The organism is Nitrospira sp. CMX1 (assembly GCF_054902215.1).
This window is the reverse complement of record NZ_JBUBKD010000064.1, coordinates 1-16,663: the sequence shown is the minus strand read 5'-3', so window position 1 is coordinate 16,663 and position 16,663 is coordinate 1. Positions and strand designations below refer to the sequence as shown.

Sequence of the window (16,663 nt, the reverse complement as noted above, 5' to 3'; positions counted from 1 at the left end):
ACTATCTCTTGGCCTGTCCGACCTATCCGTCCGGAGCCTGGTTTACGAGACGTGCGGAAGAACTGGTCCTGGCAACAATCCGAGACCTTTGCACGCGCTATCACGTCGATCCGAACCGGATTTTTCTGACCGGCATGTCGAATGGTGGAATCGGAGCCTGGCTTATTGGAATGCATCATGCATCGGTCTTTGCCGGCATCGCGCCGATGGCGAGTGGGCTCGACGCGGTACTTATGCCCTTTCTCGCGAATCTTCGTCACACACCGGTTTATATCATTCACGGCGCAAAAGATCAGGTGATGCCGGTGGATCTGAGTCGTTCGATCGCCCGAGAACTGGATGTGCTCGGCTATTCATACGTGTATCGAGAACATGAACGAGAACATCCCATGGCGGGGGGACATTATTTCCCCAAGGAAGAGTTGCCTGATCTTGTGGCCTGGTTCAATAGTCAACGCCGTGAGCCTTTGCCGACGAGGCTCACCCTCGTGCGAGATGGGAGCCATTTTCAACCGTTTAACTGGGTACGCCTGGATTCGACTGATCCAATCGCGGCGTTTTCCGACGATCTGGTGGATAAACGAGATGAGCGAATCAAGCGGCGTGACTATGCAAAACTGGATGTCGCCATCCGAGAAGGGAATCGGGTCGAGGTACAGACGCACCATGTTCGACGGTACAGCCTGTTTTTGAACGAGTCTCTGATTGATCCGGCCAAGCCCTTGACCGTGATCACGAACGGCGCGGTATCGTTTGCAGGGACTGTCACGCCATCGGTGGAAACCGTGCTGCGTCAAGCCAGGCTCAGGCAAGATCCTCAACGGCTTTTCACCATTCAGCTCCCCATTGCAGTCCCAACGTCGGATCCATGAACGTGGCAAAGGTCTTCACCTGGGAACAGGGTTCATGCCGATGGGCTCTTCTGCTGGGAGTCGCCCTCGTGTTCTTCGCCGGGACGGTACGAGCAGAGAGCTGCAGTCTTTCACCCGTTCATGGAGACCTGACGTTTCCGGCTGAGCGGATTCCTTCGAAATGGACCTGCCAGCTTCACACGATTATTAAGTCGCATACGACAGTTACCCGGGTCGGTCCCATCCGAGTGGCCATGTCAGAGCCACTCTATCGATACCTGCTTGGTGAGCCACCGTTTGCCGCCACGTTGATTCGTCGCCTTGGTCTCGGTTCGTATCATTCTCAAGCCTGGGGAGAGCGACGATTCTGGGGCGATGATGGGGAAGGGACGAAGGGATTTGTGACCCTTGTCTATGAGGATGCGGAGTCTCGGATTTACTTATTGGACGGCTCTCATGAAAGTCGGTTGCTGCCGCATATCAGAGGGAAGGCCGTCGTGTTTCTCCGAATGGCTGTGGTGCGAGATCATCTGGGGAACGAAGACATGGACAGTACGATTGTGGCCTATACCAAATTGGACAATCTGTTCCTGTCAGGATTGGTGTCCTTTCTGCACCCGCTGATACGCGGCATGGTGACGAGCAAACTCCAGAAGGGAGTTGAGACCGTCCATCGATTAGGCGTAGCCATACGACAGCAACCTTCCCGTGTGTTGCGTGAAGCGGAACAGCCCCCATCGTTGCCTGAGCAGCATCTGGCGTTTTTGAGAACAGTGCTCGGCCCTCCACTCGATTCCACTCAGGCGATCTCGCCTGCCAACACCATCCCATGACGACCTCACGCAGCTTTATGCTGATCTGCACGGTCGGCATCTTTTCCTTCATCAGCTACAACATGGTGCGGATGCCGGCACTTTCCCTATTTGCCGAATCGCTCGGTGCGAGTCCGGAACGGATTGGTCTGATCGTATCCGTGTCAACCCTCACGGGTGTGCTGCTGAAACTGCCGTCCGGCGCCCTTTCGGATATCTATGGACGGCGTGTGTTGCTCAAAATTGGTGTAGTAGCCTTCGGGTTGCCTCCGTTTCTCTATCCCTTCATTACGGATGTGGATGCATTGACGGCGCTTCGGTTTTTGCACGGCCTTGCGACGGCTATCTTCGCACCAAGTGCCCTGGCGACCGTGGCGGAGCTCTACCGTGAACGGCGGGGCGCAGCGCTCGGGACCTATACGGCCTGCACGCAGTCAGGCTCACTGCTGGGTCCCTTTCTCGGGGGATATCTCATCCATGCGGCTGGGTTCTCGACGGCGTTCATCACATCCGGCATTTTCGGCTGTATCGGCATGCTGTTGTTCTATAGCCTGCATCTTGACGTTGCGGTGCCCCAGCGGAAAGAGCAGGGGATGGCTGTCGTGCTGTCCGAGATGTGGAAAGGGTTCGCTGCCGTCGCCAAGAATCGCAAGGTGTTGATTACCAGTGTGACCGATGCGGCCAAGATGATCGCGAACGGTGCTTTGATGGCGTTTCTCCCGCTGTACGGAGTGTCGGCCGGTTTGAACCCGGGAGAAGTTGGTCTTCTATTCACCATGCAGGCCGGCACCTCTTTCTTTTCGAAGCCAATTATGGGCCGGGTATCCGACCGGGTCGGCCGTCAGCCGCTGATTGTCCTTGGGCTGTGTATTTGCGCTGGAACCTTCGTCTGTATTCCATTTGTCTCGCTGTTTCCCATTCTCCTCTTGTTGTCCGCCGGGTTTGGGTTCGGTGAGGCCGTCGTCTCATCGTCTTCGTCAGCCCTTGTCGCAGACAGTTCGGAGTTCAAGCGGCTCGGCGCCGGTATGGGTATGCAGGGGACGATCATGGACATCGGCCATGCCAGTGGTCCGTTGCTGGCCGGTTTGCTGATTGCGAATCTGAGTTATCCCATGGCCTTTGCTATTATTGCCGGGATCCAATTGGTTGCAGCTGGCGTGTTTTGGGTGACAATCTCACGACTGGAGACCGTACCATCGTGAGAATGGGTGGGCTATAATAGGCGTCTTATGAAGGAAATGGCGACGGAAAATCTGGTTATCGGTGGGCTGGCTATTATAGGCGTGGTGGTATTACTCGTCCTGTTCGTCTATGTGGTGAAACAGATCATTATGAGGAAAGAAGACTGATGTTTACCGGTATTGTCGAAGAAATGGGCGCAATTACGGTGATGAACAAGTCCCTGTCCGGAGCCAAGCTCACGATCTTGGCTTCGACGGTGATGAGTGATCTCAAAATCGGTGACAGCGTGAGTGTCAACGGAATTTGTCTGACGGTGGTCTCACGAAGCGAACGCGACTTTTCGGTGGAAGTTTCGCCTGAGACCCTTTCCGTCACGACGCTCGGCGGTTTCGCCGTAGGCATGCCGGTCAATCTCGAACGGGCTATGAAGCTCAACGAGCGCATCGGCGGGCACCTGGTGGCCGGCCATGTGGATGGAGTGGGGGTGATTCGTAGTCGACAGCAAGACGCCAATGCCATCGTGTTCACCATCGGAGTGCCTCCGGAGATTCTGCGCTATTGTGTCACAAAGGGCTCCATTACCGTCGATGGCATCAGCCTCACGATCAATGCGGTGACGGAGCAGGGGTTCAGCGTCGCCATTATTCCTCATACGGCCAAGGTAACCATACTGGGCCTCAAGCAGGTCAATGATACTGTGAATCTTGAATCCGACCTCATCGGGAAGTACGTCGAGCGCCTGCTCCAAGAGCGTGGCCAGCTTGCTAAACCCACCATCAGCATCGATACAGAGTACCTGCAGAAACGCGGGCTCATCTAATGTGTCGCAGTCAGCCTTCAGTTATTGAAACATGGTCTCGCTGAGGGGACGCGGTCGCCTCCGCCGCTGGGTTGCGAAATTCTCTGATTCCTTCGTAAAAAACCCTGCCGAAAAATGGAATCAATCCTCAGGAGTCCCAACCAACCAACATTGTGCAGGACGGCTCGTGACGAAGCTGTCGAGACGTAGGAGAGGGGCTCATGAAGAATCGGGTCTAGATTGACAGGATGTGATTGAACCAGTAGCCTGAGCTGGTCAGAGCTGAGAGTTCTTTATGAATGACCATGCGTTGATCGAATTCTTCAGGCAGACCGTCCTTGATCTCATCGCTCTGTATCGATTCGGCTCATGCACAAAGGGGGGGACCCGTCCGGACAGCGACGTAGATCTCGCCGTGCTGACATGCAATCCGATACCGGCATTGCGTCGTTTTGAACTCGCTCAGGAGTTAGCCACTCGCCTGCACTGTGATGTGGATCTCGTGGATCTTCGTACCGCATCTACCGTTATGCGGATGCAAGTCATCTCAACCGGAGAATGCCTAGATTCGCCGAATGGACCGGCTCGTCGAGAATTCGAAATGTATGTGTACTCTGACTATGCCAGGCTCAACGAGGAGCGGCGAGAGATTCTAAACAGGGTTCGTGCGAGCGGGGTCATTTATGGTTGAAGATGTCATCCTCAATAAAGCCTCAAGCATAGAACGGTGTATTCGCCGCATTGAGGAAGAATACGCGGGTACCGAACAGAGCCTCATTGAGAATCAAACAAAGCAGGACGCGATTGTTTTGAATCTTCAGCGCGCTTGCGAAACTGCGATCGATCTCGCCATGTATGTAATCAGTCATCGCAAGCTCGGCGTGCCACAGGATAGCCGCGATGCGTTTGTGCTCCTACAGACTGCGGGGATTCTTCCCGCTGATCTTGCTAATCGCATGCAACGAATGGTTGGCTTCCGGAACGTAGCCGTGCATGAATATACTCGCCTCAACTTGGATATAGTTCTAACCATCATCACTACACTGCTAAACGACTTTCGCATATACTCAGCCACGATTGTAAAAACATGCGCGTAGTTTTGCCTTTCTTCCTTCAGAAATCACCCCCGAAGCTACCGATTATTGTTGTTGCCTGGCCTCAAACAAATCAAGGATACTGTGAATCTTGAGTCAGACCTCATCAATAAATATGTCGAACAGCTGCTTCACGAACGTGGCCAGCTTCCCAAAACCACGCCCGTCATCGATAAAGACTTTCTGCAGAAGCGGGGATTGATTTGTAGCGGTCAACCTTGAGCCAATCAACACCAGAATCGTGTGGGAGTTGGCACTCAGTATCGGTACATTATGCTGGTCAGTGCATTCAATAGGTAGGTTTCAAGGAGTGCCTATGAAGAGTGCCACCCTCTACAAGTTTCGATCCTTCGACAACTGGAAGCTCATCCTTGATATACTCGTCAACAAGCAGCATGTATGCTGCTCCCTTTCACATGCTAAATGACCCAATGGAGGGACGGTACTACTACTTTGGGAGCGCGGTAAGTCGTGGCTTTGAACGAGCTTTAATGCGAAGCAAATCGCGTCGCAACATCTTGTCCCTTAGTAAAACTAAGACGAACACGTTGCTCTGGTCCTACTACGCGGGCGGTCATACGGGCGTTGCGATTGGCATCCGTCGCCCAAAGGATGCCGTGTCCTCCTTGGTTGTTCGAGATGTAACCTATGACAGCGGCGTCTACCTTGACGCGAAGGCCGTACAACGGCCGCCAGAGCAGTTAGCGCTTGACATCCTTACTCAGAAACAGATGCCCTGGGAACACGAGCACGAAGTCCGCGTGTTCTCGGACGAGAACTACGTTCGTGTCACCGTTGTGGAGCTCGTTCTTGGCTGCAACACTTCCTTCCTTGACGAGTCGCTCTTCCGGCAGCTGGCCAAGCGTTGTCACCCGCGAGTTCCAGTTACCAAGCTGCGGCGTTCGGCGCTCGACGAACCCAACGCGGTGGATTGGCAGCGTTGAAACCTAACCCTTCGTTCCAGCGACGTGCACCAGCCTGCAGCTGAATTCCAATGTTGGGCAGCAAGACATACGGAGGTGGGCTCGTATTGATAGCAAAAAAGTTAGGGGCAGATCTTAATCGTGCATGACACATCGGCAGGGCTGTTCGCCGTGACAGGACCTGCCGATTCTGAAGCTGTTACGGCTGATTCTGAGCGGATGATCGGTAGGTGTAGTAGAGGATGATACCGGCTAGGATTGAGACAAGAATGACAAATCCCATTTGTGCATCGAAGCTCACCGGACCAACATAAATCTTATATAGCTGTAACAGGACAATCGGCAGGCCCACGGCCAGGGCGAGCGCGATCATATGTCGTCGCAGATAGATCGGCTCGCCGGGTTTTCGTCCACCTCGTCCCACGTGCGTTACTCCTCAATCGTTGAAATGTCCCCTGGATCCTGCCCGAGTTCTTTTGCTTTAAGCACGCGACGCATGATTTTCCCAGACCGTGTTTTCGGGAGTGACGAGACGATATCAATTTCAGAGGGTACGCCGATCTTGCCCAATTCTTTCAAGACCTGATCCTTGATTGACTTGATCAAGGTCGGACTCTCCTGTTCTCCCTGTTTCAGGATGATGAAGGCCTTGATGGATTCTCCGACCGTCTTGTGTGGTTTGCCGATGACAGCAGCTTCCGCGACAGCGGGGTGACTGACCAAGGCACTTTCCACTTCGGCTGTGCCGAGCCGATTGCCGGCGACTTTGATCACGTCATCCGCACGGCCCATGAACCACATATAGCCGTCGGCATCTTTGTGGCAGACATCGCCGGCTGTATAGCAATTGGGGATTGTGTTCCAGTAGGTCTTATACCGCTCGGGATCCTTGTAGATTGTGCGCATCATGGAGGGCCAAGGCTTCTTGATGACGGCAAAGCCGCCAGCATTGGCAGGGAGGCTGTTGCCTTTACGATCGACGACATCGGCTTCGATTCCTAGAAATGGGCGGGTGGCTGAGCCTGGCTTGAGCGGCACTGTGGGGAGTGGAGTAATCAAGATGGCCCCCGTTTCTGTCTGCCACCAGGTGTCCATGATGGGTTTATCCCCGCCCGTCACGCGGTGGTACCATTCCCACGCTTCCGGATTGATGGGCTCCCCGACACTGCCAAGGATTCTAAGTGTTGAAAGGTCAGATTTCTTCGGCCAGTCTTCGCCGTAACGCATGAGGAGGCGGATAGCCGTCGGAGTTGTATAGAAGATTGAAACTCCATACCGTTCGATGAGATCCCACCAACGCCCTGGCGTGGGGTAGTCAGGTTTGCCCTCTGCCGTCAAAATCGTTGCGCCATTGAGCAGCGGTCCATACACGATGTAGCTGTGGCCTGTGACCCAACCAGGATCGGCCACGCAGAAATACACATCATCGTCTTTCAAATCGAACACATATTTCGTCGTCAGATAAGTGCCGACCATGTAACCCCCATGGACATGGACGACACCCTTGGGTTTGCCGGTTGTTCCGGATGTGTAGAGAATGTACAGCGGAGTTTCTGCATCCAGCTGTTCTGCGTCACACACTGCGCGTTCCTGCTTGACCCATTCGTTCCAATCAATTTCTTTTGGAGCTGAAAGCGCTGGCCCCGGTACTTGACGGCGCACCACGACGACATGGTCAACGGTGCGGCAGCTCTTAAGGGCTTCGTCCACCACGGGCTTCAGGTTGATGGTCTTGCCACGATCAAAGCCGACATCGGCAGTGATCACGACTTTGGCCTCGGCATCGTTCACGCGACTCGCGAGGGCCGGCGCGCTGAACCCTGAGTAGACCACACTGTGGATCACGCCGATTCTGGCGCAAGCCAGCATGGCAATGACTTGTTCCGGGATTTTGGGAAGATAGATGGTGACACGATCACCTTTCTGAAGGCCGAGTGTCTTCAGGGCATTCGCACAGCGGTTGACCTGCCGGTAGAGTTCGCCGTATGTGAAGACGCGTTCCTGGTCGTTTTCGCCTACCCAGATCAGTGCGACTTTGTTCTTCCGCCAGGTTTTAACATGTCGGTCGAGGCAGTTGTAGGCGATATTGCATCGGGCATCGACAAACCACTTCGCCCAGGGATAGTTCCACTCAAGCACTTTGTTCCATGGAGAAAACCATTCCAACTCCTTGGCGGCGTTACTCCAGAATGTTTCCGGGTCCGCGATAGATTTTTTGTACTCGGCCTCGTACTCTTTGATGTAGGCGGCAGCGATCGTCTTGACCGTCGGCTGATAGGTCCGACTTTCTTTCAGTAGGGTCTCGATTTGTTCGCTCATGGCAGGAGTGTCTCCTTCTTTAACGCAGTCCAGGGCGGAGAGGGCATTATGGAGAAAGTCATGGATACCTGCAACCATGCAAGGAGTACGAACCGATCCCACCGCACGAGGCGAGTACGTCGATTCAGTTTCTTGACACATGCCATGGCTGGCGATAGGCTCACTCCCCACGATGAACGCTCCACAGAGGTTTATGATGAAATCTGCTCGGATCATGCGTATGAGACCGGTCGCGCTGGCTGCCTACCTGATGGCCCTGCTGTCGCTCGACTTTCTCCCAGTTGCGGAGGCCCAATTGGGAAAGCCGGAGGGACTTTATTACAAGTCTTGGGCGATTGTGATTGGGGTCGAACAGTATGTGTTGGCGCCATCGATTCCGGGAGCCATCAAGGATGCGAAGAAAGTGGCGGAGGCCTTTCGACAACTGGGATTTGACGAAGTGGTCGAACTCTACGACAAGGATGCCAGTGCCCGACGCCTGCAACAACTGCTGAACGACATGCTGCCGAGAAAAGTTGGGCGTATGGATCGGCTTGTACTCGTATACGTCGGCCATGCCGGGATCATGCAAGATCCCGACGGACAGGATCGCGGGTATCTTGTTCCGTTTGATGCACCGGTCAACAGCGCGGTGAAGTCCATTACGGTCGAACAGTTGAAAGAATTTACACGGCGGTCGGCGTCGAAACATACGTTCCTCATTCTGGATGCGCCGGTGTTCGGATGGGAGACAACCGAACCTTCTGGATTGTCATTGGAAGGACGGATGGCTCCAGAGTTGGATACAGAACGGCGGGCGGTGCAGGTCGTGAGTGCGGCAAGTAAGGGAGAAGCCGTCCGTCGTTCCGATCAAGGCAGTCGCTTTATTGAGGCCCTATTGGCAGGACTGTCCGGTGCCGCGGATCTAGATGGAAACGGTTGGCTCATGGCGTCCGAATTGGGGAGTTATCTCGTGCGTCAGGTCGAGACGACGTCCGGTGGATTACAGCATCCATCGAGCCTTCGTATCGATGGCGATGGAGATATGGTGTTGATCGAAGGGAAAACCTCCAGGGGAGCAACTGTGAAATGAGTCTCCGATCGATGTAACTGGCCGGGGCTGCTCTCGGTCCCGTATTTCATTGAGGCAGCCGCAGTCGGTAAACTACCCCTGTTCCCCACCCTTGAGGTAGCCCAAGCCGATCTTGATCGCTCGACGTGTGATTTCTGCCCAACGCGCTTGAGGGTATGCTGCAAGGACAGCAGCAGCTTTCGGGTCCTGAATGTCGAGTGCGAGAATTTTGATGATGCCATCGTCGATCTGGATATCTGCCACAGCGCCTCCTTGGTACCGTTCTGGAATCCGAGTGAAGTGTGCCTTACATTGACTGATAAAAAAACGCATGTTAGCATGATTCCAACATTTTTTCTCGGGATGTTCTACGTACGGAGAATCTACCTAATTTTCATGAAGGAGGGTTGTATGATCAGGTCACAAGCGACGTACTCAAGACTGGCCGGCTTCGGTCTTGCTGTCCTTTTTATGATGGGACTTGCCGCTTGTGGAGGACCTCCTACATGGGTCCAGAAGGGGTCGGGTGCGTTCAATGAGAAAGATAGCAAGGCCTTTTACGGGGTGGGGGCGGTGTCCGGCGTACGGAATGCACCGCTTGCTTGGGAGACGGCGGAGAATCGTGGAAGAGCCGAGATCGCGAAAACGTTCGAGACCTATACGGGCTATCTGATGCGGGACTATGCGGCATCAACCACGGCGGGAGATTTTACACGGAATACGGAAGAGCAGAATGTCGAACGAGCCCAAAAAACGATCACGACCGCGACACTCAGCGGGGTCCGGAAGATCGACCAATATATGGATCCAAAGACCAATACCTATTATGTGTTGACCAAGTTGAGTTTGGAAGACATGAAGAACAATTTGGAACAGGCACGGGAACTCAACTCCCAGGTTCGGGATTTCGTTCGAAAGAACGCCGATCGTCTGTTCGAGCGGTTAGAGCAGGAAGAGGATAAGCGAGGTGTTCGCTAGCAGGATGCTGAAAAAGGCCGCCAGCGATATTCTCGCCTCGCTCAGGGGCTCAACGTACAGAAGAAGCGTACGCCTCGCCTCTTCGCTCCGCTGCGGCCTTGCTGGACAGCCTTTTTGAGTATCCTGCGGTTGTTTTGATGCTCGCACTGTACGGAATATTGCAGCCATCTTGTTGGTCTCAACCGAGTTTTTTCGTCGCGCTGCTGGTCCTACATGGAGAATGCGATGTCTACATCTTCTCAGAAGGATATTGTGGTCGAACAGTTTCGGCTTTCACTTGCAGCCATCGTGAGTCTTACCGTTGCGCTGTCCGGATGTGGTCATGAGACCAAGGTGACTCGTGTCGATGCCGGCGTGGTGACTGATCTGAGCGGGCGATGGAACGATACGGACTCCCGGATGGTTGCCGAGGCAATGGTGAAGGATGCGCTCCAATATCCTTGGCTTGGGAATTTTGAAAAGGCCCAACAGCGTCAGCCTGTCGTTGTGGTTGGCACTGTCCTGAATAGCAGCCATGAGCATATCAGTGTTCAGACCTTTATTACCGATTTAGAGCGTGAACTCACCAATTCGCAAAAGGTCACCTTCGTTGCCGGCAAGGGTGAACGCGACGAGGTTCGAACCGAACGAAAAGAACAAGCGATCTATGCTCGTGAAGAGACACAGAAGGCCCCTGGCAAAGAGACTGGGGCCGATTTTATGATGAAGGGGACGATTGCCACCATTCTTGATGAAGCAGACGGGGCGAAAGCCGTGTTTTACCAGGTGGATCTTCAGATGATCGACTTGGAAAGCAATGCGAAAGTGTGGTACGGGCAAAAGAAGATCAAGAAGGTGGTTGAAAAGAAGCGGACAGTCTTTTAGCGAGCTGCTCAAAAAAGCTGTCCAGTAAGGCCGCAGCAAGCTAAACCGAACAGGTTAAGGATTGAGTGAGGGCACTTGATTCGTTAAACCTGAGCCTCAACCTTCACCTCCCTGACTCTCGTGGCTTGTTTCAGTATCCTGTTAGTCTCGCGGACTTCGTTGAAACTATTCCTCTCACGCTTTGCCCACGGAGGATCTGTGCGGTGGAGCGGTATTCCCCCTCTCTCGTTACTTCTGGCTGGTTGTCTCGCAGTTCTCTCGCCTGGATGTGGTTCCTCCGTCAATCACTATCTGTTGATCGAACAGAGTCTGCTCGCTGGTAATCCACAGCAGGCTGCGACGATCGTCGAACAGGCGAAGGGAGAATATGGAGCGAAGGGGCGATTGCTCTATGAGATGGACCGTGGGTTGGTCTTGCAAATGGCCGGACAGTATGAACAAAGCAGCGCAGTGTTGGAGCAAGCTGAAGAGGACGTTGAGCGACTCTACACCAGAAGTATCCGCACAGAGACCGCCGCGTTTCTAACCAACGACAATGTGTTGCCCTACGAAGGGGATGCCTATGAGCATGTGATGATCAACGTGGTCAAGGCACTGAACTATGCGGTTCAAGGCTACATCCAGGAGGCATTGGTCGAGGTTCGGCGGGTCGATCATCGACTGAATGTGTTGGGCGATAGAGTCAAGGGTTTGGATAAATACCGGAACGATGGGTTTGCTCGGTATCTGAGCGGCATCCTGTATGAGGCTGCAGGGGACCGGAATAACGCGTTTATCGCCTATCGAAATGCGTACGAGGCTTATCAGGCGATGAAAGGATGGTCGAGGCTGTCGGCTCCACTCTCCTTACAGACTGATCTGTTACGGACTGCCGACGCACTTGGCCTGAAAACCGAGTTTGAGAGTTATCGCCAGGCCTTTCCAGATGTGCCGTGGGCACCCTCATCATCTTCCTCCGGAGAAGAACTCGCTCACGTGGTCATGATCAGCTATAATGGCCGCGCTCCAAGAAAGGAAGACATGTTTTTAGACTTACCGATCAGTCTTGATGCAATACAGTTAGTTTTGCTAAATAGAGGAGTTTTTCGGGGGCCGTACCAGAGAGATCGGGTAGCAGACAGTGTGCTGTACGGCCTGAACGGCCGTGTGGTTCGTGTGGCACTCCCACGGCTGGTGCCGCAAAAGACACGAGTGGCGTTTGAGGATCTGATCTTGACTGATTCGCAGGGCCGTTCGTTTTCGGTTCGGTCGGAACGGGCACAGAACCTGACGGCCCTGGCGGAAAAGGGGCTCTTGGAGCGGATGCCGGCGATTGCCACGAAAGCTGTTGCGCGAGCCGCTACAAAGTTTGCGATGGCAGAAGGAGCGGTGATTGGGGCGCAACATGCAGCGGGTAGGGATGCTGCTCCCTGGGTGGGCCTGTTGGTCGGGCTTGCGGCGCATGGAATGGCCGTCGCATCCGAAGAAGCAGACAAGCGGAATTGGCAGACCTTACCGGACGAGATTCATGTCGCGCGGGTGTGGGTGCCGCCCGGTCAGTACCAGGTCTCCGTTCGACCGCCAGGACAAGGGATATCGATGCCGAAGGATGGACAATCTGTCTCGCTGGTGGCTGGTCAGACTCTCTTCATGCTCCAACGGGTCATGCAGTGAGGCGCGGTCATGAATCATCAGTTCAGAGAGGCATACTGGGCGTTCTCTGTCTCTGTGGTGTGATTGGAGTAGGTGGATGTGCGTGGTTGGGCGGTAAGAACAAGCCTGAGTGGGTCGATGGCCGAGCGTCAGACTATCCATCGTCCCAGTATCTGACCGGGGTCGGTCAAGGCGAGAGCCGAAGCACGGCCGAGAATCAAGCCTATGCCGCTGTGGCGCGTATCTTTAAGGTGGAAGTCGCGGCCCAAGCCAAAGATTGGGAAGCCTACCTTGTCACTGAGCATCAGGAGGTCGCAAGTGCTGAGCGGCGGCTGACCATTGATCACGTGACGAAGGTATCGACCGACAAGGTACTTGAAAGTGTGAGCATTGGGGATGCGTGGTACGACGCTGGGATGAGAGTGCATTACGCATTGGCAGTTGTAAACCGCTCCCAGGCGGAGGCGTCGGTGACGGACAAGATAGTGATGTTGGACCGTGAGATCGAAGCGGATGTGGAAGAAGCACGGCAGACGACCGACAAACTTGCAAAGGTGCGCGCACTTCGGCGGGCCGGCCGGAATCTGGTGCTGCGGGAGGCATACAATACCGATTTGCGGGTGATTCGCTCAAGCGGACAGGGGGTTTCCTCCGGATATCGAGTCGGAGAATTGTCCGGCGAGTTGACGCACTTCCTCTCCTCGAATTTGGGTGTGGTTCTGCAGATTTCTGGAGACCAGGCAGAGCCGATTCAACGGGCGCTGGCCCAAGGGCTGGTTCGTGAGGGATTTCATGTCACAGCTGATTTGGGAGGGGAGGACGTGCAGTCTTCGGAATTACTGATTCGGGGCATGACTCGCCTTTTCCCGATTGAGGTGCAGGATCCGAACTTTAGGTATATCCGGTGGTGCAGCGATTTGGAGATTGTGGAGCGTGCCACGCAACGGGTCGTCGGAGCCATCGCACGAGGTGGAAAAGAAGGACATCTGACTGAGCGGGAGGCGACGGCGAAGGCACTGCGAGTGATCCAACAAGAATTTTCAACGGAGGTGGCACCGTTGATTGCGGCACATATTTTCGGTGAGGCCACAGTGCCGGCGACCGCGGCGATGCCTGCCGGTTGTCCACGGGAAGCGTCTGCAGGGAAGCGGTAAACCAACACTCATCATGAGGAGGCGTGAATCGTGAAGAAAACAGACGAACTATCCGTCAGTCGGGCTCCACGTAGCAGGGGGCGGGGGTTGACCAAGTCCGGACAAAAAGTATCAAGCCGCCTGGCCAAACGGCGATTGAACGAGCGTCTCAAGGCGGACACGGCATCGTTTAATAGGGGAAATCTTGCCGATACCTTGCGAAAAGAAGGGTACGAGGAAGCTCCGCTCGACGAACTACAAGACCGACTGTCCAAGCTTCAAGGACCGCTTGCCGACATCATTCTGAAAGGGAGGGGGTAACCGAATGCCATACTACTACTACGACTCGACTGCGCTGGTGAAACGCTACAGTATGGAGCGGGGGACACGCATCGTCAATAAGTTGATGGTGAAGCGTGGCAGGGTCGCCATTGTCCCAACCTGGACCGTGACGGATTTCTATTCCGTCCTCTGTGCCCGTGCTCACGAAGGGCAGATCACACGAGATGATTGTTACTCGGTGCTGTACAAGTTTGAAATCGAATCCAAACAGGGACTCTATCAGTTCATCGCTCCTCAGATGGAGACCTATTTGGCCACGAAGGAGCTGGTCTTGGAGTATCCCTTTCTTCGTTCTTCCCAGGTGATGCATCTTGCCTTGGCGTTGGAACTGAAACCGTTGCGATTGACGGTCGTCAGTACGGATACGCAGCTCTTGGCGGCCTCGAAGTCAGCCGGGTTGCATATCATTAACCCGGCTGAGGATTAGATGGAGAGGGGCTTTGCCGTCCCGTGAATGCTAGGTGACTCTGATATTGACGGCCCGTTCACGGGATGTGTCGTGGGCGGTCTGACGAAGGAGTTGGAGGACGACCCGGTTCCAGCCGACAGGACCGATCCCTGGGGCTCGGATGAGGTTTGGGAGATTGATGTCCGGATCATACGAGCCATCGGGTCGTTGCACCAATACCGGATGATCGACCGTCAGGAGGAGCGGAAGGTCATTGAGGCTATCGCCAATACCGATCGTCTCAATATTCTCGGGAGGGTCTTGTAACTGCCCCTGTCGTCTATAGCAGCGGAGCAGGATCTCTGCGGCTCGGCCTTTGTCGTTATTGCCGGTCAGGTGAAAGAATCGCCCCCCTCTGGTCCAGTTTAGACCTCGTGTGACGATCTGTCGGCAAATTTCCTCAATCAGTTTGGGTGGACCGTTGACAAGGAAGGGTTCATCAAACTCCCGAAGTTTGGCCCGCAGCGCATCCTCTCGTATCAATCCTGTCGTCGCCATAATCTCGTCGACCGAGAGGTCGCCGAATCCTTGGAGTGGGGTCCCTACGGCTTCCTCAATTTGCCGCAGGACATCGCGGAGCAGTGCGTACGGGGTACCGAGCTCGATGACATGAAAAGCGGTACGACGGCGTGATCGCTCGGGCTGGAAGCCGAAGGTTTCAAGTGGGACATACACCGCTGCACCGTTCTCGACGATGAACGGATGCTGATGATCAAGGCGTTCCCGCAGTGGCTCGATTTCCGCACGAGTCTTTCCCGAGACGAGGATGATGGGAATATGCTCGGCACGAAGGGCATCCAATGCCGGTCGCGCCTCGTCGAAGGAATAGGTCTCGCTGTCGAGCAGAGAGCCGTCTAGGTCTGTCAGTAGGAGGTAGCGTGGCATCGTTATAGGTGTCGTAAGTCTTCGTTGACCTGTGAACGCGAGTGTCCGATCAGGCGTCGCTCCAAGAAATCCTTAGCAAGATCTTTGCCGCCCAATCCCAGGGCGAGCGCCGCGGCTAGAACCAGGCCGCCCCAGGTAATCCCAAACCCAACTACCACGATATGCTGAGCGATTCCAAGCTGTTCAAGCGCCATGGCGACCGTCAGAAGTTGAATGCCCCAGCGTGTACCGGCGGCAATCCAGCGAGCCGGGGGCAATCCCGCATTGACAGCGGCGATCAAGACGGCCTGAGACACGAAATTTGAGACCAGATAACCGATGATGCCGATGACGGCGGCCGTGACTAGGTGTGGAATATAGGACAACAGCGAGTGGGCAGCTTCATTGATTGGGGCCACGTTGAGCGCGCCCAGCGAGGCGGTGGTAGAAAAAATGACGATGAGCCAGTAGGTGATTCGGCCGATGATATAGGAAGGATCCGTCTTGATGCCTCCCCTGAGGAGGGCGGCTGCGATCCCGATCCGATCACAGAGTCGATCCAGGCCGATCATCCGAAGTAGGCGTTCCGTAAAATGGCCGGCTCCCCAGGCCACGACCAGACCGACCAGCAGAAGGATCATCATGGCCAGGACCTTGGGAAGGATGGCGAGCACAGTCTCACCAAGCGCCGTCACGGGTCCGAGTAACGTCTGTTCCCAGGTTGACGTCATGGCTGGCTCCTTTCAGGCCTCGAGGGGGCAGTACTGACGACGTCCCGCACATCATAAGACTGAGGCCAACGACTCACAAGATACTCTTTCTCTTTTTCAAATGTTCGGCAGAGTGTTTCGATCAGGTGTTCGGCTTCCGCGGTCGTCAGTCCCTGACTGTCCAGCACGAATGAGGCGGTCTTTCCTAAATAGAGCGGGGTCAATGCCTTCAAGAGATGCTCCTGTGGGAGGACATTGCGATGATGGGCCAGGGCGGCATCGTAAATGATGTGCGCCCACAAGGAGTCAGGGATACGGAAGTCCCGCGCAGGAACGTCTCGAAGCCGAGACAGTTGGCCAAGGACCTCTTCGGAGAGCATTCGTGTCCAAATGTCGTGGAGGTCGGTCAGGCCGAGATGAAACAAGTCCACCATCCGTTCCACATTGACGTTCACCGGCTCAACACCGACCTCGTATTGGAAGCCAAAGAGCGGCACCTTCCGTGATTCGGTGACAGCCAGCCAGGTGGGGGCATGGGCTTCCATCAAGGCGAATAAGGCTCCCACAACCTGTCGTAACATGGATGAGAGGTCGGCGGCCGGATCCTTCGGGTCATGAATCTTGGCACCGAGAAAACTCTGACAGACCTTGGCGCCGTTCG

19 protein-coding genes and 1 pseudogene are annotated in these 16,663 nt (G+C 54.8%); 14 read left to right on the top strand and 6 right to left on the bottom strand.

The features are described 5' to 3' along the window. From ACYX34_RS16505 to ACYX34_RS16475, 7 genes are all read left to right on the top strand, one after another. A partial coding sequence (locus ACYX34_RS16505; protein ID WP_462077675.1) for a carboxylesterase family protein occupies nt 1–872 on the top strand: 872 nt, incomplete at its 5' end. Nucleotides 873–874: 2 nt separating this feature from the next. After that, on the top strand, nt 875–1,684 hold the full coding sequence (locus ACYX34_RS16500) for a hypothetical protein (protein ID WP_462077674.1): 810 nt from the start codon (nt 875–877) through the stop codon (nt 1,682–1,684). After that, the gene (locus ACYX34_RS16495; RefSeq protein ID WP_462077673.1) at nt 1,681–2,865 is read left to right on the top strand and encodes an MFS transporter; all 1,185 of its coding nucleotides are present in this window, start codon (nt 1,681–1,683) and stop codon (nt 2,863–2,865) included. The genes ACYX34_RS16500 and ACYX34_RS16495 overlap by 4 nt, the downstream gene beginning before the upstream one ends. Nucleotides 2,866–3,011: 146 nt before the next feature. Next, nucleotides 3,012–3,665, top strand: coding sequence for a riboflavin synthase (locus ACYX34_RS16490; RefSeq protein WP_462077672.1), 654 nt, complete (start codon nt 3,012–3,014; stop codon nt 3,663–3,665). A gap of 274 nt (nt 3,666–3,939) precedes the next feature. Then, the gene (gene mntA, locus ACYX34_RS16485) at nt 3,940–4,335 is read left to right on the top strand and encodes a type VII toxin-antitoxin system MntA family adenylyltransferase antitoxin (RefSeq protein WP_462077671.1); all 396 of its coding nucleotides are present in this window, start codon (nt 3,940–3,942) and stop codon (nt 4,333–4,335) included. Continuing rightward, a complete protein-coding gene (hepT, locus tag ACYX34_RS16480) occupies nt 4,328–4,741 on the top strand; it encodes a type VII toxin-antitoxin system HepT family RNase toxin (RefSeq protein ID WP_462077670.1) in 414 nt (137 codons plus the stop codon). Before mntA ends, hepT begins: the two co-directional genes overlap by 8 nt. A 413-nt stretch (nt 4,742–5,154) precedes the next feature. Next, nucleotides 5,155–5,682, top strand: a complete 528-nt coding sequence (locus tag ACYX34_RS16475; protein WP_462077669.1) for a hypothetical protein — start codon at nt 5,155–5,157, stop codon at nt 5,680–5,682. A 178-nt stretch (nt 5,683–5,860) separates the two neighbouring features. Here ACYX34_RS16475 and ACYX34_RS16470 read toward each other — a convergent pair whose 3' ends face one another. Then, entirely contained in the window at nt 5,861–6,085 is a 225-nt protein-coding gene (locus tag ACYX34_RS16470; protein ID WP_462077668.1) for a hypothetical protein, read from the bottom strand. Between the two features lie 5 nt (nt 6,086–6,090). Further along, the gene (acs, locus tag ACYX34_RS16465; RefSeq protein WP_462077667.1) at nt 6,091–7,980 is read right to left on the bottom strand and encodes an acetate--CoA ligase; all 1,890 of its coding nucleotides are present in this window, start codon (nt 7,978–7,980) and stop codon (nt 6,091–6,093) included. Between the two features lie 193 nt (nt 7,981–8,173). Here acs and ACYX34_RS16460 point away from each other — a divergent pair, with 193 nt between their 5' ends. After that, complete coding sequence (locus ACYX34_RS16460; protein ID WP_462077666.1) at nt 8,174–9,052, top strand: caspase family protein; 879 nt, start codon at nt 8,174–8,176, stop codon at nt 9,050–9,052. A gap of 72 nt (nt 9,053–9,124) precedes the next feature. Here ACYX34_RS16460 and ACYX34_RS16455 read toward each other — a convergent pair whose 3' ends face one another. Then, nucleotides 9,125–9,295, bottom strand: a complete 171-nt coding sequence (locus tag ACYX34_RS16455) for a hypothetical protein (RefSeq protein WP_462077665.1) — start codon at nt 9,293–9,295, stop codon at nt 9,125–9,127. Nucleotides 9,296–9,442: 147 nt separating this feature from the next. Here ACYX34_RS16455 and ACYX34_RS16450 point away from each other — a divergent pair, with 147 nt between their 5' ends. The 6 genes from ACYX34_RS16450 (at nt 9,443) to ACYX34_RS16425 (ending at nt 14,407) form a co-directional block, all read left to right on the top strand. Next, nucleotides 9,443–10,009, top strand: a complete 567-nt coding sequence (locus ACYX34_RS16450) for a hypothetical protein (protein WP_462077664.1) — start codon at nt 9,443–9,445, stop codon at nt 10,007–10,009. A gap of 225 nt (nt 10,010–10,234) precedes the next feature. Then, entirely contained in the window at nt 10,235–10,873 is a 639-nt protein-coding gene (locus tag ACYX34_RS16445; protein WP_462077663.1) for a penicillin-binding protein activator LpoB, read from the top strand. Between the two features lie 198 nt (nt 10,874–11,071). Further along, the gene (locus ACYX34_RS16440; protein WP_462077662.1) at nt 11,072–12,526 is read left to right on the top strand and encodes a COG3014 family protein; all 1,455 of its coding nucleotides are present in this window, start codon (nt 11,072–11,074) and stop codon (nt 12,524–12,526) included. Between the two features lie 86 nt (nt 12,527–12,612). Then, the gene (locus tag ACYX34_RS16435) at nt 12,613–13,659 is read left to right on the top strand and encodes an LPP20 family lipoprotein (RefSeq protein WP_462077661.1); all 1,047 of its coding nucleotides are present in this window, start codon (nt 12,613–12,615) and stop codon (nt 13,657–13,659) included. Between the two features lie 30 nt (nt 13,660–13,689). Further along, a complete protein-coding gene (locus ACYX34_RS16430) occupies nt 13,690–13,959 on the top strand; it encodes a hypothetical protein (RefSeq protein WP_462077660.1) in 270 nt (89 codons plus the stop codon). A gap of 4 nt (nt 13,960–13,963) precedes the next feature. Further along, on the top strand, nt 13,964–14,407 hold the full coding sequence (locus tag ACYX34_RS16425) for a type II toxin-antitoxin system VapC family toxin (RefSeq protein WP_462077659.1): 444 nt from the start codon (nt 13,964–13,966) through the stop codon (nt 14,405–14,407). Between the two features lie 30 nt (nt 14,408–14,437). On the opposite strand, the gene ACYX34_RS16420 is transcribed toward ACYX34_RS16425, so the two are convergent. The 3 genes and pseudogenes from ACYX34_RS16420 to ACYX34_RS16410 all read right to left on the bottom strand — a co-directional run. Then, nucleotides 14,438–15,313 (bottom strand): HAD-IIB family hydrolase, encoded by an 876-nt coding sequence (locus ACYX34_RS16420; protein WP_462077658.1) that lies wholly within the window; start codon nt 15,311–15,313, stop codon nt 14,438–14,440. Between the two features lie 2 nt (nt 15,314–15,315). After that, the gene (locus tag ACYX34_RS16415; RefSeq protein ID WP_462077657.1) at nt 15,316–16,023 is read right to left on the bottom strand and encodes a mechanosensitive ion channel family protein; all 708 of its coding nucleotides are present in this window, start codon (nt 16,021–16,023) and stop codon (nt 15,316–15,318) included. Continuing rightward, nucleotides 16,020–16,663: pseudogene (locus ACYX34_RS16410) on the bottom strand (glycosyltransferase); the annotation flags it as partial. The gene ACYX34_RS16415 and the pseudogene ACYX34_RS16410, both read right to left, overlap by 4 nt.

What these genes read in the sequence shown, in the direction of transcription:
- ACYX34_RS16495 (WP_462077673.1), top strand. Translation starts at nt 1,681, where the DNA reads ATGACGACCTCACGCAGCTTTATGCTGATCTGCACGGTCGGCATCTTT.
- ACYX34_RS16490 (WP_462077672.1), top strand. Translation starts at nt 3,012, where the DNA reads ATGTTTACCGGTATTGTCGAAGAAATGGGCGCAATTACGGTGATGAAC.
- mntA (WP_462077671.1), top strand. Translation starts at nt 3,940, where the DNA reads ATGAATGACCATGCGTTGATCGAATTCTTCAGGCAGACCGTCCTTGAT.
- hepT (WP_462077670.1), top strand. Translation starts at nt 4,328, where the DNA reads ATGGTTGAAGATGTCATCCTCAATAAAGCCTCAAGCATAGAACGGTGT.
- ACYX34_RS16475 (WP_462077669.1), top strand. Translation starts at nt 5,155, where the DNA reads ATGCTAAATGACCCAATGGAGGGACGGTACTACTACTTTGGGAGCGCG.
- acs (WP_462077667.1), bottom strand. Translation starts at nt 7,980, where the DNA reads ATGAGCGAACAAATCGAGACCCTACTGAAAGAAAGTCGGACCTATCAG.
- ACYX34_RS16460 (WP_462077666.1), top strand. Translation starts at nt 8,174, where the DNA reads ATGATGAAATCTGCTCGGATCATGCGTATGAGACCGGTCGCGCTGGCT.
- ACYX34_RS16450 (WP_462077664.1), top strand. Translation starts at nt 9,443, where the DNA reads ATGATCAGGTCACAAGCGACGTACTCAAGACTGGCCGGCTTCGGTCTT.
- ACYX34_RS16445 (WP_462077663.1), top strand. Translation starts at nt 10,235, where the DNA reads ATGTCTACATCTTCTCAGAAGGATATTGTGGTCGAACAGTTTCGGCTT.
- ACYX34_RS16425 (WP_462077659.1), top strand. Translation starts at nt 13,964, where the DNA reads ATGCCATACTACTACTACGACTCGACTGCGCTGGTGAAACGCTACAGT.
- ACYX34_RS16420 (WP_462077658.1), bottom strand. Translation starts at nt 15,313, where the DNA reads ATGCCACGCTACCTCCTACTGACAGACCTAGACGGCTCTCTGCTCGAC.
- ACYX34_RS16415 (WP_462077657.1), bottom strand. Translation starts at nt 16,023, where the DNA reads ATGACGTCAACCTGGGAACAGACGTTACTCGGACCCGTGACGGCGCTT.